General features: G+C 69.0%; 16 protein-coding genes. 13 read left to right on the forward strand and 3 right to left on the reverse strand.

What is annotated here, in order from left to right; all coding sequences use genetic code 11:
* The 12 genes from murD to P9A17_RS17875 all read left to right on the forward strand — a co-directional run bounded on the left by murD (window position 1) and on the right by P9A17_RS17875 (window position 11,805).
* The gene (murD, locus tag P9A17_RS17820; RefSeq protein ID WP_278040030.1) at window positions 1-1,446 is read left to right on the forward strand and encodes a UDP-N-acetylmuramoyl-L-alanine--D-glutamate ligase; all 1,446 of its coding nucleotides are present in this window, start codon (window positions 1-3) and stop codon (window positions 1,444-1,446) included.
* Window positions 1,447-1,450: 4 nt separating this feature from the next.
* Window positions 1,451-2,962, forward strand: a complete 1,512-nt coding sequence (ftsW, locus tag P9A17_RS17825; protein WP_278040031.1) for a putative lipid II flippase FtsW — start codon at window positions 1,451-1,453, stop codon at window positions 2,960-2,962.
* Window positions 2,959-4,095 carry an undecaprenyldiphospho-muramoylpentapeptide beta-N-acetylglucosaminyltransferase gene (murG, locus tag P9A17_RS17830; RefSeq protein ID WP_278040032.1) on the forward strand — a complete coding sequence of 379 codons (1,137 nt, stop codon included), beginning with the start codon at window positions 2,959-2,961 and terminating at the stop codon, window positions 4,093-4,095. Before ftsW ends, murG begins: the two co-directional genes overlap by 4 nt.
* Window positions 4,092-5,501, forward strand: a complete 1,410-nt coding sequence (gene murC / locus P9A17_RS17835) for a UDP-N-acetylmuramate--L-alanine ligase (RefSeq protein ID WP_278040033.1) — start codon at window positions 4,092-4,094, stop codon at window positions 5,499-5,501. Before murG ends, murC begins: the two co-directional genes overlap by 4 nt.
* On the forward strand, window positions 5,498-6,427 hold the full coding sequence (locus tag P9A17_RS17840; RefSeq protein ID WP_278040034.1) for a cell division protein FtsQ/DivIB: 930 nt from the start codon (window positions 5,498-5,500) through the stop codon (window positions 6,425-6,427). The genes murC and P9A17_RS17840 overlap by 4 nt, the downstream gene beginning before the upstream one ends.
* 191 nt (window positions 6,428-6,618) lie before the next feature.
* Window positions 6,619-7,794, forward strand: a complete 1,176-nt coding sequence (gene ftsZ, locus P9A17_RS17845; protein ID WP_278040035.1) for a cell division protein FtsZ — start codon at window positions 6,619-6,621, stop codon at window positions 7,792-7,794.
* A 13-nt stretch (window positions 7,795-7,807) separates the two neighbouring features.
* The gene (gene pgeF / locus P9A17_RS17850) at window positions 7,808-8,524 is read left to right on the forward strand and encodes a peptidoglycan editing factor PgeF (protein ID WP_278040036.1); all 717 of its coding nucleotides are present in this window, start codon (window positions 7,808-7,810) and stop codon (window positions 8,522-8,524) included.
* Window positions 8,521-9,348: a YggS family pyridoxal phosphate-dependent enzyme gene (locus P9A17_RS17855; protein WP_278040037.1), complete on the forward strand. Its 828-nt coding sequence runs from the start codon at window positions 8,521-8,523 to the stop codon at window positions 9,346-9,348. The genes pgeF and P9A17_RS17855 overlap by 4 nt, the downstream gene beginning before the upstream one ends.
* Window positions 9,345-9,986, forward strand: a complete 642-nt coding sequence (locus tag P9A17_RS17860; RefSeq protein ID WP_278040038.1) for a cell division protein SepF — start codon at window positions 9,345-9,347, stop codon at window positions 9,984-9,986. The genes P9A17_RS17855 and P9A17_RS17860 overlap by 4 nt, the downstream gene beginning before the upstream one ends.
* 108 nt (window positions 9,987-10,094) lie before the next feature.
* On the forward strand, window positions 10,095-10,385 hold the full coding sequence (locus tag P9A17_RS17865; RefSeq protein ID WP_278040039.1) for a YggT family protein: 291 nt from the start codon (window positions 10,095-10,097) through the stop codon (window positions 10,383-10,385).
* 214 nt (window positions 10,386-10,599) lie between these two features.
* Window positions 10,600-11,430: a DivIVA domain-containing protein gene (locus P9A17_RS17870; RefSeq protein ID WP_278040041.1), complete on the forward strand. Its 831-nt coding sequence runs from the start codon at window positions 10,600-10,602 to the stop codon at window positions 11,428-11,430.
* Between the two features lie 42 nt (window positions 11,431-11,472).
* Window positions 11,473-11,805, forward strand: coding sequence for a DUF308 domain-containing protein (locus P9A17_RS17875; RefSeq protein ID WP_278040042.1), 333 nt, complete (start codon window positions 11,473-11,475; stop codon window positions 11,803-11,805).
* A gap of 3 nt (window positions 11,806-11,808) precedes the next feature.
* Here the strand turns inward: P9A17_RS17875 and P9A17_RS17880 are convergent, their stop codons facing one another.
* Window positions 11,809-12,459 (reverse strand): phosphoribosyltransferase, encoded by a 651-nt coding sequence (locus tag P9A17_RS17880; RefSeq protein WP_278040043.1) that lies wholly within the window; start codon window positions 12,457-12,459, stop codon window positions 11,809-11,811.
* 79 nt (window positions 12,460-12,538) lie between these two features.
* Here P9A17_RS17880 and P9A17_RS17885 point away from each other — a divergent pair, with 79 nt between their 5' ends.
* Window positions 12,539-13,888, forward strand: coding sequence for a TIGR01777 family oxidoreductase (locus P9A17_RS17885; RefSeq protein ID WP_278040044.1), 1,350 nt, complete (start codon window positions 12,539-12,541; stop codon window positions 13,886-13,888).
* Here the strand turns inward: P9A17_RS17885 and P9A17_RS17890 are convergent.
* Together P9A17_RS17890 and P9A17_RS17895 are read right to left on the reverse strand one after the other, a co-directional pair.
* Complete coding sequence (locus tag P9A17_RS17890; protein WP_278040045.1) at window positions 13,870-14,601, reverse strand: type 1 glutamine amidotransferase; 732 nt, start codon at window positions 14,599-14,601, stop codon at window positions 13,870-13,872. The genes P9A17_RS17885 and P9A17_RS17890 overlap by 19 nt on opposite strands.
* Window positions 14,602-14,640: 39 nt before the next feature.
* Window positions 14,641-15,876, reverse strand: a complete 1,236-nt coding sequence (locus P9A17_RS17895; RefSeq protein ID WP_278040046.1) for a cytochrome P450 — start codon at window positions 15,874-15,876, stop codon at window positions 14,641-14,643.
* Window positions 15,877-15,967: the final 91 nt, after the last annotated feature.

Raw genomic sequence — 15,967 nt, forward strand, 5'->3', positions numbered from 1 at the left:
ATGGACTTGTCGAACGCCAGGGTCCTGGTCACCGGCGCCCGCGTCACCGGTCAGGCAATTCTGGCCGCACTTACTCCGCTGGGCGCGCGTGCGACGCTGACCGACGACAGCCCGACGGCGCTGACGGCGTTCGCCCAGCAGGGCGTCGAGGTCATCGATCCGGCGGGTGCCGTCGCGCACATCGGCGATTTCGACCTCGTCGTCACCAGTCCGGGCTTCCCGCCCACCGCGCCGGTGCTGGCCGCGGCCGCCGTCGCAGGCATCCCGGTGTGGGGCGATGTCGAGCTGGCGTGGCGCATCGACCAGTCCGGCCGGTTCGGGCCGCCGCGGAGATGGCTCGTGGTGACGGGCACGAACGGCAAGACCACGACGACGTCGATGCTGTTCGCGATGCTGGAGGCCGCCGGGATGCGGGCCGTCCTGTGCGGCAACATCGGCGACCCTGTGCTGTCGATGTTGGACCGGCCCTCCGATGTCCTGGCGGTCGAGCTTTCCAGCTTTCAGTTGCACTGGGCACCGTCGTTGCGGCCGGAGGCGGGCGTGGTGCTCAACGTCGCCGAGGACCACCTGGACTGGCACGGCTCGATGGACGCCTACGCAGCAGACAAGGCCAGGGTGCTGACGGGCCGGGTGGCGGTCGGCGGACTCGACGACGCTGTGGCCGCCCGTCTGTTGCGCGACGCCCCCGCCCCGGTCAAGGTCGGGTTCCGTCTCGGCGAGCCTGCGTCGGGCGAACTCGGGGTGCGCGGCGGGATGCTGGTCGACAACGCGTTCGGCGACGGTCTGGTGCTTGCCGCGGCCGACAGCATTCCGGTGGCCGGCCCGGTCGGGGTGCTCGACGCCCTCGCCGCGGCGGCGCTGGCCCGCGCGGTCGGCGTGCCCGCCGAGGCGATCGCCGAGGCGTTGGCGACCTTCCAGGTCGGCGCCCACCGGGCGGCCGTGGTCGCGGTGTCGGACGGCATCACGTATGTCGATGACTCCAAGGCGACGAATCCGCACGCCGCCGAGGCGTCGATCAACGCCTATCCCCGCGTGATCTGGGTGGCCGGGGGTCTGCTGAAGGGCGCATCGGTCGACGAGCTGGTCGCCGCGACCGCGGATCGACTGGCCGGTGCGGTGCTGATCGGACAGGACCGCGCGGTTGTCAGGAATGCCTTATTGCGACACGCGCCGGATGTCCCCGTCGTCGAGGTGGTGACGGGGGAGGATTCTGTGGTGTATGAGAACAATGAGTCAGGTGTTACTCGTGTGACTCGCGCTGTTCAGGTGGGGACACAGCCGCTGGCCGACGCCGTCATGGATGCCGTCGTCGACGCCGCCAGGGGCCTGGCCAGACCGGGCGACACCGTTCTGCTCGCTCCAGCGGGAGCGTCGTTCGACCAGTTCACAGGTTACGGCCACCGCGGGGACGCGTTCGCCGCCGCCGTGCGCGCAGCGACCGCGTAGCTCCGTGAGCAACATCCTCGGTCGGCTGCGCAACCGACGCGCGAACCCGGGTACCGACGACGGCCAGTCGGGCGTCCCGGTGGCCGCCGCAGCCGCCTCGATCCCGCTTCCCCGCACCCGGGTCGGCGCGTGGCTGAGCCGGCCGATGACGTCGTTCCACCTGATCGTCGCCATCACCGCCCTGCTGATCACGATGGGCCTGACCATGGTGTTGTCGGCATCGGGCGTGTACTCCTACGACTTCGAGGGTTCGCCCTGGGCGGTGTTCGGCAAGCAGTTGCTGTGGACCGCAATCGGACTGCTCGCCTTCTACGTTGCGCTGCGGATACCGGTGGCAGTCATGCGCCGGTTCGCCTTCGCAGGCTTCGTCTTCAGCGTGTTCCTGCTGGTCCTCGTGCTCATCCCGGGAATCGGCAAGGTGGCCAACGGTTCTCGCGGCTGGTTCGTGGTCGCCGGCTTCTCCATGCAGCCGTCGGAGTTGGCCAAGATCGCGCTCGCCATCTGGGGCGCGCATCTGCTGGCGGCGCGTCGCATGGAACACGCCTCGCTGCGCGAGATGCTCGTGCCACTGGTGCCCGCCGCGGTGATCGCGCTGACCCTCGTCGTGGTCCAGCCCGACCTCGGGCAGACGTTGTCGATGGGTGTGATCCTGCTCGGCCTGCTCTGGTATGCGGGCCTGCCACTGCGGGTGTTCCTCAGCTCCATGGGGTTGATCTTGGTCACCGGCGCGATCCTGGCGATGTCCGCGGGCTACCGCTCGGCGCGGGTGCAGTCGTGGCTGGATCCGTCCGCCGATGCCCAGGGCTCGGGATACCAGGCCCGCCAGGCCCGCTTCGCGCTGGCCAACGGGGGCGTGTTCGGTGACGGCCTCGGCCAGGGCACTGCCAAGTGGAACTATCTCCCCAACGCGCACAACGATTTCATCTTCGCGATCATCGGCGAGGAACTCGGCTTCATCGGCGCCGCCGGCCTGCTCGTGCTGTTCGGGTTGTTCGCCTACACCGGCATGCGGATCGCGCGACGCTCGGCGGACCCGTTCCTGCGTCTGCTGACTGCCACGGCCACGCTGTGGATCCTGTCCCAGGTGTTCATCAACGTCGGCTACGTCGTCGGGCTTCTGCCCGTCACCGGCCTGCAGTTGCCGCTGATCTCGGCAGGTGGCACGTCGACGGCCACCACGCTGCTGATGATCGGCATCATGGCCAACGCCGCGCGCCACGAACCCGAGGCGGTCGCCGCGCTGCGCGCCGGCCGTGACGACCGGGTGAACCGCATCCTGCGGTTGCCGTTGCCGGCACCGTATGTGCCCACCCGGATCGAGGCGGCGCGGGACCGGCTGCGCAAGCGCCCGGGGAAAAAGGCGGCCGCGAAACCTGCCGAGAAGAAACCGCGCACCCGTAAGCCCCAGCCTGCCCGGCACCCGGTGCGCTCGGGCAGAGCCTCCGGCGGTTACGGTGATACCCAGCGCAATCAGGGCCGGAGGGCCCGCACACTGGAAGGTCAGCGTTACGGGTGACGGGGATATCGGTCCCGGCGGGGCAGGAGCGCAGCGACCGGGGGATCTCCATCGTTCTTGCCGGCGGCGGCACGGCAGGCCACGTCGAGCCCGCGATGGCGGTCGCGGACGCGTTGACCGCACTCGACCCGAGTGTCCGTATCACGGCGCTGGGCACGCAGCGCGGCCTGGAGACCAGGCTCGTCCCGCAGCGTGGCTACCACCTCGAGCTGATCACTCCCGTGCCGATGCCGCGCAAGCTCTCCGCCGATCTGCTCCGGTTGCCGTTGCGGGTGCGCGAAGCGGTCAGGCAGACGCGCGGCATCCTCGACGACGTCCGCGCTGACGTCGTCATCGGGTTCGGCGGCTACGTCGCCCTTCCCGCCTACCTCGCCGCGCGGCGCCGCGTGCCCATCGTGGTGCATGAGGCCAACGCGAGCGCCGGGTTGGCCAACAAGGTCGGCGCCCGCTCGGCGCAACGGGTGCTCTCCGCGGTGCCCGATCCGGGTCTGGGTCGTGTCGAGGTGGTCGGAGTGCCGGTGCGCGAAGCGATCACGTCGCTGGACCGTCTCGCGCTCAGAGCCGAGGCGCGTGCCCACTTCGGGTTCGCCGACGACGCCAGGGTGCTGCTGGTGTTCGGCGGGTCGCAGGGCGCGCAGTCGCTCAACCGCGCCGTGTCCGGTGCCGCGGAAAGTCTTGCTGCTGCCGGTATTTCGGTGCTGCACGCCCACGGTCCGAAGAACACCCTTGATCTGCGCACGCCGAGGCCCGGCGATCCGCCCTATGTGGCGGTGCCCTACCTGGACCGGATGGATCTGGCGTACGCCGCCGCAGACCTGGCGGTGTGCCGATCCGGTGCGATGACCGTGGCCGAGGTGAGTGCCGTCGGATTACCCGCGGTGTACGTGCCACTGCCTATCGGCAACGGCGAGCAACGGCTCAACGCACTGCCCGTGGTCGAGGCGGGCGGTGGCATCGTCGTCGACGACCGTTCCCTCACACCGGAATTCGTGGCGCATACGGTGCCGGGTCTGCTCAACGACGACGCCCGCCTGACGGCGATGACCGCAGCGGCGACCCTGGCCGGACACCCGGACGCGGCGCGTCGGGTGGCCGAGGTCGCGCTCGACGTGGCACGTGAGGCACGCCGATGACGGCGGACCTGCCCGACGAATTGCAGCGGGTCCACATGGTCGGCATCGGAGGGGCCGGAATGTCGGGCATCGCAAGGATTCTGCTCGACCGCGGAGGCCAGGTGTCGGGATCCGACGCCAAGGATTCCCGCGGCCTGATCGCGTTGCGCGCCCGCGGCGCGCACGTCCGGATCGGGCACGATCCGTCCGCACTGGACATGCTGGCCGGCGGTCCCACCGTCGTGGTGACGACGCACGCCGCCATCCCGAAGACCAATCCTGAGCTCGTCGAGGCGCGCGAGCGCGGCATTCCGGTCATCTTGCGGCCTGCCGTGTTGGCGAAGCTGATGGCCGGTGACACGACGGTGATGGTCACCGGCACCCATGGCAAGACGACGACGACGTCGATGATCATTGTCGCGTTGCAGCACAGTGGATTCGATCCGTCGTTTGCCGTCGGTGGCGACTTCGGGCAGGCGGGTACCAATGCCCATCACGGCAGCGGTTCGACCTTCGTCGCCGAAGCCGATGAGAGCGACGGCTCGCTGCTCGAGTACAGCCCCGACATCGTGGTCGTGACGAACATCGAGGCCGATCATCTAGATTTCTACGGGAGTGTCGAGGCATATACGGCGGTCTTCGACCGGTTCGTCGGGCGCATCTCGCCTGACGGCGCGCTGGTGGTGTGCGTCGACGATCCAGGGGCGGCAGCACTGGGGGAACGCGCGCAAGCGCTCGGTGTGCGGGTGCTGCGCTACGGCGGCACAGGCGATCTCGACGCGACGCTCGTGGAGTGGAACCAGCAGGGGACGGGGGCGGTCGCCGAGATCGCGCTGCGCGGCGAGGCTCGACCGCGGGTGGTGCGGTTGTCCGTGCCGGGCAGGCACATGGCGCTCAACGCGTTGGGGGCGCTGCTTGCGGCCCGTGAGGCGGGCGCGGGTGTGGAGTCCGTGCTCGACGGCCTCGCCGGGTTCGACGGTGTGCGAAGGCGTTTCGAGTTGGTCGGTACCGCCGACGGCGTCCGGGTGTTCGACGACTACGGGCACCACCCGACCGAGGTTCGCGTCACGCTCGCCGCGTTGCGTGCCGCGGTCGAAGGGGACGGCCGCGCGATCGCGGTGTTCCAGCCCCACTTGTATTCGCGCACAGCGACTTTCGCGACGGAATTCGGGGAGGCGTTGAGCGTCGCCGACGAGGTCTTCGTGCTCGACGTGTACGCCGCGCGGGAACAACCGCTGGCCGGGATCAGCGGCGCCACCGTCGCGGACGCGGTGTCCGCGCCGGTGACGTATGTCCCGGATTTTTCGGCGGTGGCGGCGCGGGTGGCCGCGGCTGTGCGGCCTGGTGATGTGGTCGTGACGATGGGCGCCGGCGACGTCACCTTGCTGGGCCGGGAGATCCTCGCCGAGGTACAGGCCAGGGCATGACCGAGCCCACGGAGAACGCGGGGCCGACCGACAACGCGGAGTCCACCGAGGACGCTGAACCCGCCGCTGAGGCACCCGAGGCCGGCGAAGCGTCCGAAGGCCCGGCCGACACCGAGGGCCCGCGCCGGCGCGCGCGGCGCGAGCGTGAGGAACGCCGGGCTGCTCAGGCCAGGGCCACCGCCATCGAGGATGCCCGCCGGGAAGCCAAGCGCAAGGTGCTCGGCCAGGCCGAGCCGCAGACCAGGACCATCGGCCGCGGCACGGTGCGCGGGCTCAAAGTCCTGATGTGGACCGCCGTGCTCGCCGTCATCGTGGTGGGCCTGGGCCTGCTGCTCTACTTCACGCCGATCATGTCGGCCCGCACCATCGTCGTCACGGGCATCGGGGCAGTGACGCAGGACGAGGTGGTGGCCGCCGCGGCCGTGGCGCCGGGGACGCCCCTGCTGCAGGTGAACACCGATGCCGTGGCCGAACGTATCGCCGAGATCCGTCGTGTCGCGTCGGCGCGGGTGCAGCGCCAGTATCCGTCGACGTTGCGGATCACGATCGTCGAGCGGGTGCCGGTGGTGGTCAGGGACTATCCGGACGGTGTGCACCTGTTCGACAAGGACGGCGTCGATTTCGCGACGGCTCCGCCGCCGCCGGGCATCCCGTATCTCGACACCGAGAACCCCGGTCCGAACGATCCGGCGACCGAGGCGGCGCTGCAGGTGATGACGTCGCTGCGCCCGGATGTCGCGAGCCAGGTGGGTCGGGTGTCGGCGCCGTCGATGGCGGCCATCACGCTGACGTTGATCGATGGCCGCACCGTGGTGTGGGGGACGACCGACCGCACCGAGGAGAAGGCGCTCAAGCTGGCCGCGCTGCTCACCCAGCCGGGCCAGGTCTACGACGTGTCCAGCCCCGATCTGCCGACCGTCAAGTAGCGCCGCGCAGATTCCCAAATGATTTTGTCGTGTCGTTTCGGCGCGCCTGCTCGGCGTGTGTGCGACCCGGCCCTACCGTTCTGGTTGCGCGGAACAACTTGACATAACTCTAAGCCTCTTGTTGAGGTTGAGGGTTTGCTCCAGCGGTTATCCGTAACCAGACAGGCAATCGAAGGCAGGAAGGGCACCCAATGACCCCCCCGCATAACTACCTCGCAGTGATCAAGGTGGTCGGCATCGGCGGCGGTGGCGTCAACGCCGTCAACCGGATGATCGAACAGGGCCTCAAAGGCGTCGAGTTCATCGCGATCAACACCGACGCGCAGGCGCTGTTGATGAGTGATGCCGACGTCAAACTCGACGTCGGTCGTGACTCGACGCGCGGCCTCGGCGCCGGCGCGGATCCGGAGGTGGGCCGCAAGGCCGCCGAGGACGCCAAGGACGACATCGAGGAACTGCTGCGCGGCGCCGACATGGTGTTCGTGACCGCCGGCGAAGGCGGCGGTACCGGAACCGGTGGCGCACCGGTGGTGGCGTCGATCGCGCGCAAGCTCGGCGCGCTGACCGTCGGCGTCGTGACCCGGCCGTTCTCCTTCGAGGGCAAGCGCCGCAGCAACCAGGCCGAGAACGGCATCCAGGCGCTGCGCGAGAGCTGCGACACCCTCATCGTCATCCCGAACGACCGGCTGCTGCAGATGGGCGACGCCGCGGTCTCGCTGATGGACGCGTTCCGCAGCGCCGACGAGGTGCTCCTCAATGGTGTGCAGGGCATCACCGACCTGATCACCACCCCCGGTCTGATCAACGTCGACTTCGCCGACGTCAAGGGCGTCATGAGTTCTGCGGGCACCGCGCTCATGGGTATCGGTTCGGCGCGAGGTGACGGCCGTGCGCTCAAGGCCGCCGAGATCGCGATCAACTCCCCGCTGCTGGAAGCGTCGATGGAGGGTGCGCAGGGCGTGCTTCTCTCTGTCGCGGGCGGCAGCGATCTGGGTCTGTTCGAGATCAACGAGGCCGCCTCGCTGGTTCAGGACTCCGCGCATCCGGACGCGAACATCATCTTCGGCACCGTCATCGACGATTCCCTCGGCGACGAGGTCCGTGTCACGGTCATCGCTGCGGGCTTCGACGCTGCCGGACCCGGTCGCAAGCCGGTGACCGGTGAGACGCAGGCCGCAGCCGCCGCGGCGGCCCAGCCGATCGCGCCGGGCAAGGCCGGCCGGGTGAACTCGTCGATCTTCGAGCCGTCGGACGCCGCGAGTGTGCCCGCCGGGCATACGAACGGCGCGACGGTCCGGATCGGTGGCGGAGGCGACGACGGCATCTCCGATGACGACGTCGACGTGCCGCCGTTCATGCGCCACTGACCCGCGTGCGGTCGTGACATTCCGGGTTCGGCGCGTCACCACCACTCGTGCGGGCGGGGTGTCCAAGCCGCCGTTCGCGACGTTCAATCTCGGCGATCACGTGGGCGACGACCCGAATGCCGTTGCCGCCAACCGTCGTCGGCTCGCCGAGGCGATCAAGACCGACGGCATCGTCTGGATGAACCAGGTGCACAGCGCCACCGTCGCCGTCGTCGACCACGGTGCTGCCAACGGTGACACTGTCGCCGCCACGGACGGTCTGGTGACGACGGTGCCGCGGCTGGCGCTGGCCGTGGTGACCGCGGACTGTGTTCCGGTGTTGATGGCCGATGCGCGGGCGGGGGTGGTGGCCGCCGTCCACGCCGGCCGGGTCGGTGCCGCCAACGGCATCGTCGCGAACGCGCTGAAGGCGATGGTCGGCGCGGGCGCAAAAGCCGGTGACGTCTCGGTGCTGTTGGGCCCCGCCGTCAGCGGCCGCAATTACGAGGTGCCCGAAGAGATGGCCGCCGATGTCGAGCTCGCACTGCCCGGGAGCCTGACGACGACGGCCCGGGGCACTCGTGGCCTGGATCTTCGAGCAGGCATCGCCGCGCAGTTGCGGTCGCTCGGTGTCCGCGCGATCGACATCGATCCGCGGTGCACGGTCGAGGATCGGAATCTGTTCAGCCATCGTCGAGATGCCCCCACCGGGCGGCTCGCGTCGCTGATCTGGCTGGAGCCGAGGCGATGACGGAGCGGGAGGAGGAACTGGCGCGGGCACTCGCCGAAGTCCGTGCTCGTCTGGAGCGAGCCGCGGCGGCCTCGGGTCGCGATGTCGACGAAATCGAGCTGCTGCCCGTCACCAAGTTCTTCCCGGCCGATGACGTCGCCGCGCTGACCCGGCTCGGCTGCACGGCGTTCGCCGAGTCGCGAGACCAGGAAGCCGCGGCCAAGGTGGAGGAGGTCCGCCGGTTGGGTGGACCCGGGCAGATCCGCTGGCACATGGTCGGCCGCATCCAGCGCAACAAGGCGCGCTCGGTGGCCGGTTGGGCCTACGCGGCGCATTCGGTCGACAGCCCGAAAGTGGTTGCGGCACTGGACCGGGCGGCCACCGAGGCGCTGGGTGACGGGCGCCGCACCGAGCCACTGAGGGTGTATCTGCAGCTCAGCCTCGACGGTGACGAGGCTCGGGGCGGTATCGACGTCGACGCGACCGGTCGTATCGACGATTTGTGTGCCACGGTCGACGCCGCGCCGGGGTTGCAGTTCGTGGGACTGATGGCGATTCCGCCGCTGAACTCGGATGCCGGCGAAGCGTTCGCTCGCCTGGAACGCGAGCGTGCGCGGCTGCAGGGGAGCTATCAGCAACGTCTCGGGCTGTCGGCGGGGATGTCGGGAGATCTCGAAGCCGCGGTGGAACATGGTTCGACGTGTGTGCGTGTCGGTACCGCGTTAATGGGACCCCGACCGCTAACGTCACCGGAAGTAGTCACACCAGTCACACCTTCATCACAGACAACAGATTCGCTGGAAAAACCTCAGGCAGCGCCACCGTACGAAGGGTCCGAACAATGAGCACACTGCACAAAGTCAAGGCCTACTTCGGTATGGCGCCGATGGACGACTACGAAGACGATTATTACGAGGACGACGACCGCGGCCCCGCCCGCGGCTACCGCCGGCCCCGGGAGGATCGTCTCGACGATGAGGGTTACACCCGCGGCTACGACGACCGCCGCGAGTACGACGAGCCCGCGGGTTACCGCGGCGGGATGGCCGGCGGCTTCGATGACGCCCGGTTCGAGTCCCGGATGCGCACGCCGCGCGAATTCGACCGCACCCCACCGCGTTTCGGCGCGATGAGGGGCTCGACCCGCGGCGCGCTGGCGATGGATCCGCGTGGCATGGCGGAACTGTTCGAGGCGGGCAGCCCGATGGCCAAGATCACCACGCTGCGCCCGAAGGACTACAGCGAGGCCCGCACCATCGGTGAGCGGTTCCGCGACGGCACCCCGGTGATCATGGACCTGGTGTCGATGGACAACGCCGACGCCAAGCGGCTGGTCGACTTCGCGGCCGGACTGGCCTTCGCGCTGCGGGGTTCGTTCGACAAGGTCGCCACCAAGGTGTTCCTGCTGTCACCCGCGGATGTGGACGTCACTGCCGAGCAGCGTCGCCGGATCGCCGAGGCGGGCTTCTACGCCTACCAGTAGCTAGGGGCGCCACCCCGGGTAGGCTGACTTCGTCGCACTCTGTTGCGGCCACGGCCGTGCGCGGCCTGTTGTCAAAGTCACACATCTGCCTGAGTGAGGTCGGCTTCGTTGGCGCTCTTCTTCGAAATCCTGGGTTTCGCGCTGTTCGTTTTCTGGCTGCTTCTCATCGCCCGGGTCGTGGTGGAGTTCATCCGCTCGTTCAGTCGTGACTGGCACCCTCGCGGCGCGACAGTTGTTGTGCTGGAAATCATCATGACGCTGACGGATCCGCCGGTGAAACTTCTTCGTCGGATAATTCCGCAGCTCACGATAGGTGCGGTTCGGTTCGACCTGTCGATCATGGTGTTGCTGCTGGTGGCGTTCATCGGTATGCAGCTGGCTTTCGGCGCCGCCGTCTGACGTCCTCGCGGACGCGACGTCGGTGCGGGCAAAAGGCCTGAGATCGGCCATTCCGGCGTTTGTGGCCACGACCTGGAAAGTTGAGTTTCGGTATTAATTATCGGCCTCTCCTGCAACCGCCGGGTCGCGTGTGACAGGATGGACGCCAGTTACGTTCCAGCAAGGCTTTACACTTCGTGATCAGTTGACGGTCCAGACCTCAAGGGGGCAGACAATGCCGCTCACTCCTGCCGACGTGCACAACGTGGCATTCAGCAAGCCACCCATTGGGAAGCGCGGCTACAACGAGGACGAGGTCGACGCCTTCCTCGATCTCGTCGAGAACGAGCTGTCTCGCCTCATCGAGGAGAACACCGACCTGCGTCAGCGGGTCGCTGAGCTGGACCAGGAGCTGTCCGGAGCCCGTGCCGGCGGCGGTGCCGCCCAGCCGACTCAGACCATCCCAGTCTACGAGCCGGAGCCCGAACCCGCACCGGAACCGGAGCCCGAGCCGCAGCCCGTCTACGAGGCCCCGCCCGTACAGCAGGCGCCGGCCGCGTCGGTGACCGAGGACCAGCACATGCGTGCCGCGAAGATTCTCGGCCTCGCCCAGGACACTGCGGATCGCCTGACCGGCAGCGCCAAGGCCGAGTCCGAGAAGATGCTCGCCGATGCGCGCGCCCAGGCCGACCAGTTGGTCACCGAGGCCCGCCAGACCGCCGAGACCACGGTGACCGAGGCCCGTCAGCGCGCGGACGCGATGCTGGCCGATGCGCAGAACCGGTCCGAGACCCAGCTGCGCCAGGCGCAGGAGAAGGCGGACGCGCTGCAGGCCGACGCCGAGCGCAAGCATTCCGAAATCATGGGCACGATCAACCAGCAGCGCACCGTGCTCGAAGGCCGCCTCGAGCAGCTGCGCACGTTCGAGCGTGAATACCGCACCCGCTTGAAGACCTACCTGGAATCGCAGCTCGAAGAGCTCGGCCAGCGCGGTTCCGCGGCGCCGGTGGATTCGGGTGCCAACAACGACGGCGGCTTCAACCAGTTCAACCGGGGCAACAACTGAGGCGCCTGCGCCTCCGCTAATGACACTGCCTAGGGTGGGCCCATGCTGATCGTCGCGCTCGTTCTCGCCGTCATCGGTCTCGCTGCCCTGGTGATGGCTGTCGTCACCAGCAACGAGCTCATCGCCTGGGTGTGCATCGTCGCCAGCGTCATCGGCGTGGTGTTGTTGATCGTCGACGCCATCCGGGACCGCTCAAAGGGTGACACTGCCGAAACTGCTTCTGACACAGCGGATTCGGCAGACGACGAGCCCGATTACGAGGACTATCCGGACGAGGCGCCGATCGCCGACGAGTACGACGAGGCGCCGGGCGACGACGAGACGGTTGCGGTCGACGTCGCGCCGGCCACCACGGACGAGCCCCCGAAGAACTGACTGTCAGCCACTGGCCGCGAGCAACTCGCGCACCTCGTCGTCGCTGACCTGGTGGAAGTCGGCGAAGACCTGTCCGACCGCCTGGAAGTGGGTCGGCATGGTCGAACACACCACGCTGTCGGCCTCGTCGCCCAGTGACCGGCACACCGACGGCGGACCGACCGGGACGCCGACGATGACGTGCGCGGCGCCGGCCTGCCGCACGGACCGCACGGCCGCGACCATGCTGGCGCCGGTGGCGACCCCGTCGTCGACGAGGATCACGGTGTGACCCGAGACGGAGAGCGGCTCGCGGTCACCGAGGTAGACGCGTTCCCGGCGCCGCAGCTCGGCCGTCTCGCGCGTGATGGCGTCGCGCACATCGCCGTCGCCGATGCCGAGGCTGCGCAACAGCTCGGAGTTCAGCACCACGCCGCCGCCGGTGGCGATCGCGCCCATGGCGAGTTCCGGCCACTGCGGCACCCCGAGCTTGCGGACGATGCAGACGCCGAGCGGGGCATGCAGAGCCTGCGCGACCTCTGACGCGATGGGCACACCGCCGCGCGCGAGTCCGAGTACGAGAAGGTGGTCCCGGCCCTGATACCGCGCGAGGTCGCATGCCAGCACCCGACCGGCCTCGCGGCGATCTCGGAACGTTTTGGTGACGTGTTTCATGGCGCGTCTCGTGCGGTGTACTCGGCGTGAGTACCTGTTCGATTATGGGGCAATACACACCCCGGAACCAGGGAGGGCCATGGGCATCGAATACGAGACCGTCGTCGACCATCCGCGTGACGTGGTGTGGGACTGGTTCAGCCGTCCGGGCGCGATGCCCCGGCTGGTGCCGCCGTGGCAGCCGATGACCGTGGTGGCGGAGGCGCAGTCGTTGTCCGACGGTGTCGCGGTGCTCGGGTTGCCGGGTGGGTTGCGCTGGGTGGCGCGCCACGATCCGGCCGCCTACGTTCCGGGCAGTCGCTTCGCCGACGAGTTGTCGTCGCACGGCCTGACGTCGTGGCCGCCGCGGGTGATCGGCGGGTGGCGGCACACCCACACCTTCGCCGATGTCGGCGCGCAGACCCGGGTGCACGATGAGGTGGACGCCGTCGTCCCTGCCGCTGGTCTGCGGTCGACGTTCGTGTACCGGCACCGGCAGATCGCCGACGACCTCGCCGCGCACCGCCGCGCAGCCGAGGCCGGGATGGAGCCGATGGTCGTCGCGCTGACCGGATCGTCCGGTCTCGTCGGCTCCGCGCTGCGGGCATTCCTGACCAGCGGCGGCCACCGGGTGATCCGGCTTGTCCGCGGCGCCGCGACGGGGGACGACGAGCGGCAATGGAACCCGCCGGACCCGGCGGCCGACCTGCTCAGCGGTGTGGACGCGGTGGTGCACCTGGCGGGGGCATCGATCGCGGGCCGGTTCACCGACGGGCACCGGGCCGCGATCCGGGACAGCCGCATCGAGCCGACCCGGCTGCTGGCCGCAGCTGCGGCGGCATCTGATGACGGTCCGCGCGTGTTCGTCAGTGCGTCGGCGATCGGTTTCTACGGCTTCGACCGCGGCGACGTGCAGTTGACCGAGGACAGCACCCGCGGAGACGGGTTCCTCGCCGACGTCGTCGCCGACTGGGAGGCGGCGACGACGCCTGCAGTTGATGCGGGGCTGCGCGTGGTGACGGTGCGGACCGGAATCGTGCAGTCGGCCAACGGAGGAACGCTGCGTCTGATGCGCCCGCTGTTCGCTGCGGGGCTGGGGGGACGGCTGGGCAGTGGCAGGCAGTGGCTGTCGTGGATCGGGCTCGACGATCTGGTCGACATCTATCACCGTGCGCTGTATGACGCTCGGCTCAGCGGTCCGGTGAACGCGGTCGGGCCCGATCCGGTGCGAAACTCCGAGTACACCGAGGAGCTGGCCCGCGTGCTGCACCGTCCCGCCGTGCTTCCGGTGCCCTCATTCGGACCGCGGCTGCTGCTGGGGGAGCAGGGTGCGCGCGAGCTGGCTGCTGCGAACCAGCGGGTGATTCCTGCGAAGCTGTTCGGCGTCGACCATACGTTCCGGCACCCCGATGTCGCCGACGCGCTGGCGCATCAGCTCGGGCGCGGCTGACCTGCGACATGGGTCAGGAACCCGTCGACCAACCGCCGGATCCTCGTTCCGGTGTCGCCGGCGAGTTCCGTTGTGCGGGTGAGTAGTTCGTCGGGATCCAGCCCGACGGAGCCGACGTCGCCGGTGCTGTCGGCGGCGAGCCAGATCTTGAGCAGGTCGGTGTCGACCTCCGGGTGGAACTGCAGCGCCAGTGCGCGGCCGAGGACGAACGCCTGCGATGCATTGGCGGTTCTGGCGATCTCGGTTGCCCCGGGCGGCAGCGTCCAGCGGTCGAAATGCCACTGGAACCACGGGCCCGCGGGCACCACGTCGGGCCGGTCGGTGGGGATGTCGTACCAACCGATCTCGGGTTGCGGACCGCGCGCGACGGTGCCGCCGAACGCCTGGGCCAGCAGCTGACCGCCGAAACACACGCCGAGCAAGGCGATTCCGGCGTCGGCGGCCTCGCGCACCAGTTGCATCTCGGTGGCGACCCAGGTGTCGAGCAGCGCTTCGTCGTACACCGGCCACGTCGCGCCGAGCGGGACGATGACGTCGTAGTCGGTGGGATCCGGGAATGTCACCTCACCCGCGGGGTTGTCCGCCTTCTCGGCGGGGACGACCTCGAACTCCTCGACGTCGAATCCGCGTTCGGCGAAGGCGTCACCGAGCAGGGCCGGGGTCGCGAGATGCTCGTTGAGTAGAAACAGAACCTTGGATGCCACGTCGGCCATTATCCCGCCGGAGGTGTGGGTGGCGCATCGTCACTCCGGTCAGGCCCCGAAAGCGACCGGCAGAGTCGCCGGGCCGCTGATGCCTGTGATGGGCTTCCAGACCGTCGGGCCGTCGCGCCGGATCTTGGGCATCCGGCGCGCCATCGTCGTCAGCGCCTCCGCCAGTTCGATCCGGGCGAGGTGTGCGCCGAGGCAATAGTGCACGCCACCGCCGAACGTCAGCATCGCGGTCGCGCCGTCGCACGTTATGTCGAACCGGTCGGGCTCGGGGTACACGGCCGGATCCCGGTTGGCGGACGCGGTGTTCGCGATCACCAAGGTGCCCGCGGGCACGGTGTGGCCGGCGAGGTCCACATCCTCGACGGCGACGCGCAGTGTGGTGAAGATGACCGGTGAGTACCGCATGACCTCTTCGACGGCTGTCGGCGCCAGCTCGGGGTGACTGGCCAGCAGCGACCATTGATCCGGATGGTCGCAGAACACGTCGACCGCGGCCGCGAGCTGGTTTCGGGTGGTGTCGGTTCCGGCCATCAGCAGCGTCGCGGCCAAGGTCAGCAACTCCTGGTGGCTGAGCCGGTCGCCCTCGATCTCGGCGCGCATCATGTCGGACAACAGGTCGTCGGTGAGCGATTCCCGGCGGTTGGCGACCATGTCGTCGAGGTAGCCTTCCAGTGCTCGCCAGGCTCCCACGATCACGGGCGCATCGTTGACGACGTTCCAGTCGAACACCTTGAAGATGTCATCAGCCCACGCGGACAACAGGTTCCAGTCTTCGCGGCGGGTACCGAGCAGCTGGCAGATGATCGGGACGGGGTAGCGCCTGGCGATGTCGGCAACCACGTCGCATCGACCCGCGGCGGCGACGGAATCGATCAGTTCGGCGATGATGTCGGCGCAGGACGTGCGCAGGCGTCCGGCGGCCCGAGGCGTGAAAGCCTTGGCGACGAGCCGCCGTTGACGATGGTGCACTTCGCCGTTGAGGCTCAGGAGCCCGGTGACGACGATGTCCCACAGCTCGCCGGAGGTGACGCCCTGCGCGGTCAGGGCAACCCCTTCGGGGATTTCGAAGCGATCGTCGCGCAGGACGGTGCGCACGGCGTCGTAGCTCAGTGCTTCCGGGCCGTGCGGGCCGATGGCGATGGGTGATCGGCTACGCGCCGAACCGATGAGGCGGTGCGCCTCGGCCGGGCTGGTGGCGTGTTCGTAGGCGACGGACGGCAGGGGGTCGACTCCGGAGCCGAACACTGTCGCGGTGGTGAGTTGATCGATGGTCATGCTGGTTCCCCCTGTGCGGCGTCGGCCGATGCTGCGAGTTTCGGCCGCGCAGCGACGTGGGCCTAGGGTGATCGACTACTCGACTTTTCGG

Source organism: Mycobacterium sp. 236(2023), from assembly GCF_029623955.1.
Classification (GTDB): Bacteria; Actinomycetota; Actinomycetes; order Mycobacteriales; family Mycobacteriaceae; genus Mycobacterium.

Excerpts from the sequence above, each read along its gene's own strand:
- murD (WP_278040030.1), top strand. The coding sequence starts at position 1 with ATGGACTTGTCGAACGCCAGGGTCCTGGTCACCGGCGCCCGCGTCACC.
- murC (WP_278040033.1), top strand. The coding sequence starts at position 4,092 with ATGACGGCGGACCTGCCCGACGAATTGCAGCGGGTCCACATGGTCGGC.
- P9A17_RS17840 (WP_278040034.1), top strand. The coding sequence starts at position 5,498 with ATGACCGAGCCCACGGAGAACGCGGGGCCGACCGACAACGCGGAGTCC.
- ftsZ (WP_278040035.1), top strand. The coding sequence starts at position 6,619 with ATGACCCCCCCGCATAACTACCTCGCAGTGATCAAGGTGGTCGGCATC.
- P9A17_RS17855 (WP_278040037.1), top strand. The coding sequence starts at position 8,521 with ATGACGGAGCGGGAGGAGGAACTGGCGCGGGCACTCGCCGAAGTCCGT.
- P9A17_RS17860 (WP_278040038.1), top strand. The coding sequence starts at position 9,345 with ATGAGCACACTGCACAAAGTCAAGGCCTACTTCGGTATGGCGCCGATG.
- P9A17_RS17870 (WP_278040041.1), top strand. The coding sequence starts at position 10,600 with ATGCCGCTCACTCCTGCCGACGTGCACAACGTGGCATTCAGCAAGCCA.
- P9A17_RS17875 (WP_278040042.1), top strand. The coding sequence starts at position 11,473 with ATGCTGATCGTCGCGCTCGTTCTCGCCGTCATCGGTCTCGCTGCCCTG.
- P9A17_RS17880 (WP_278040043.1), bottom strand. The coding sequence starts at position 12,459 with ATGAAACACGTCACCAAAACGTTCCGAGATCGCCGCGAGGCCGGTCGG.
- P9A17_RS17885 (WP_278040044.1), top strand. The coding sequence starts at position 12,539 with ATGGGCATCGAATACGAGACCGTCGTCGACCATCCGCGTGACGTGGTG.
- P9A17_RS17890 (WP_278040045.1), bottom strand. The coding sequence starts at position 14,601 with ATGGCCGACGTGGCATCCAAGGTTCTGTTTCTACTCAACGAGCATCTC.
- P9A17_RS17895 (WP_278040046.1), bottom strand. The coding sequence starts at position 15,876 with ATGACCATCGATCAACTCACCACCGCGACAGTGTTCGGCTCCGGAGTC.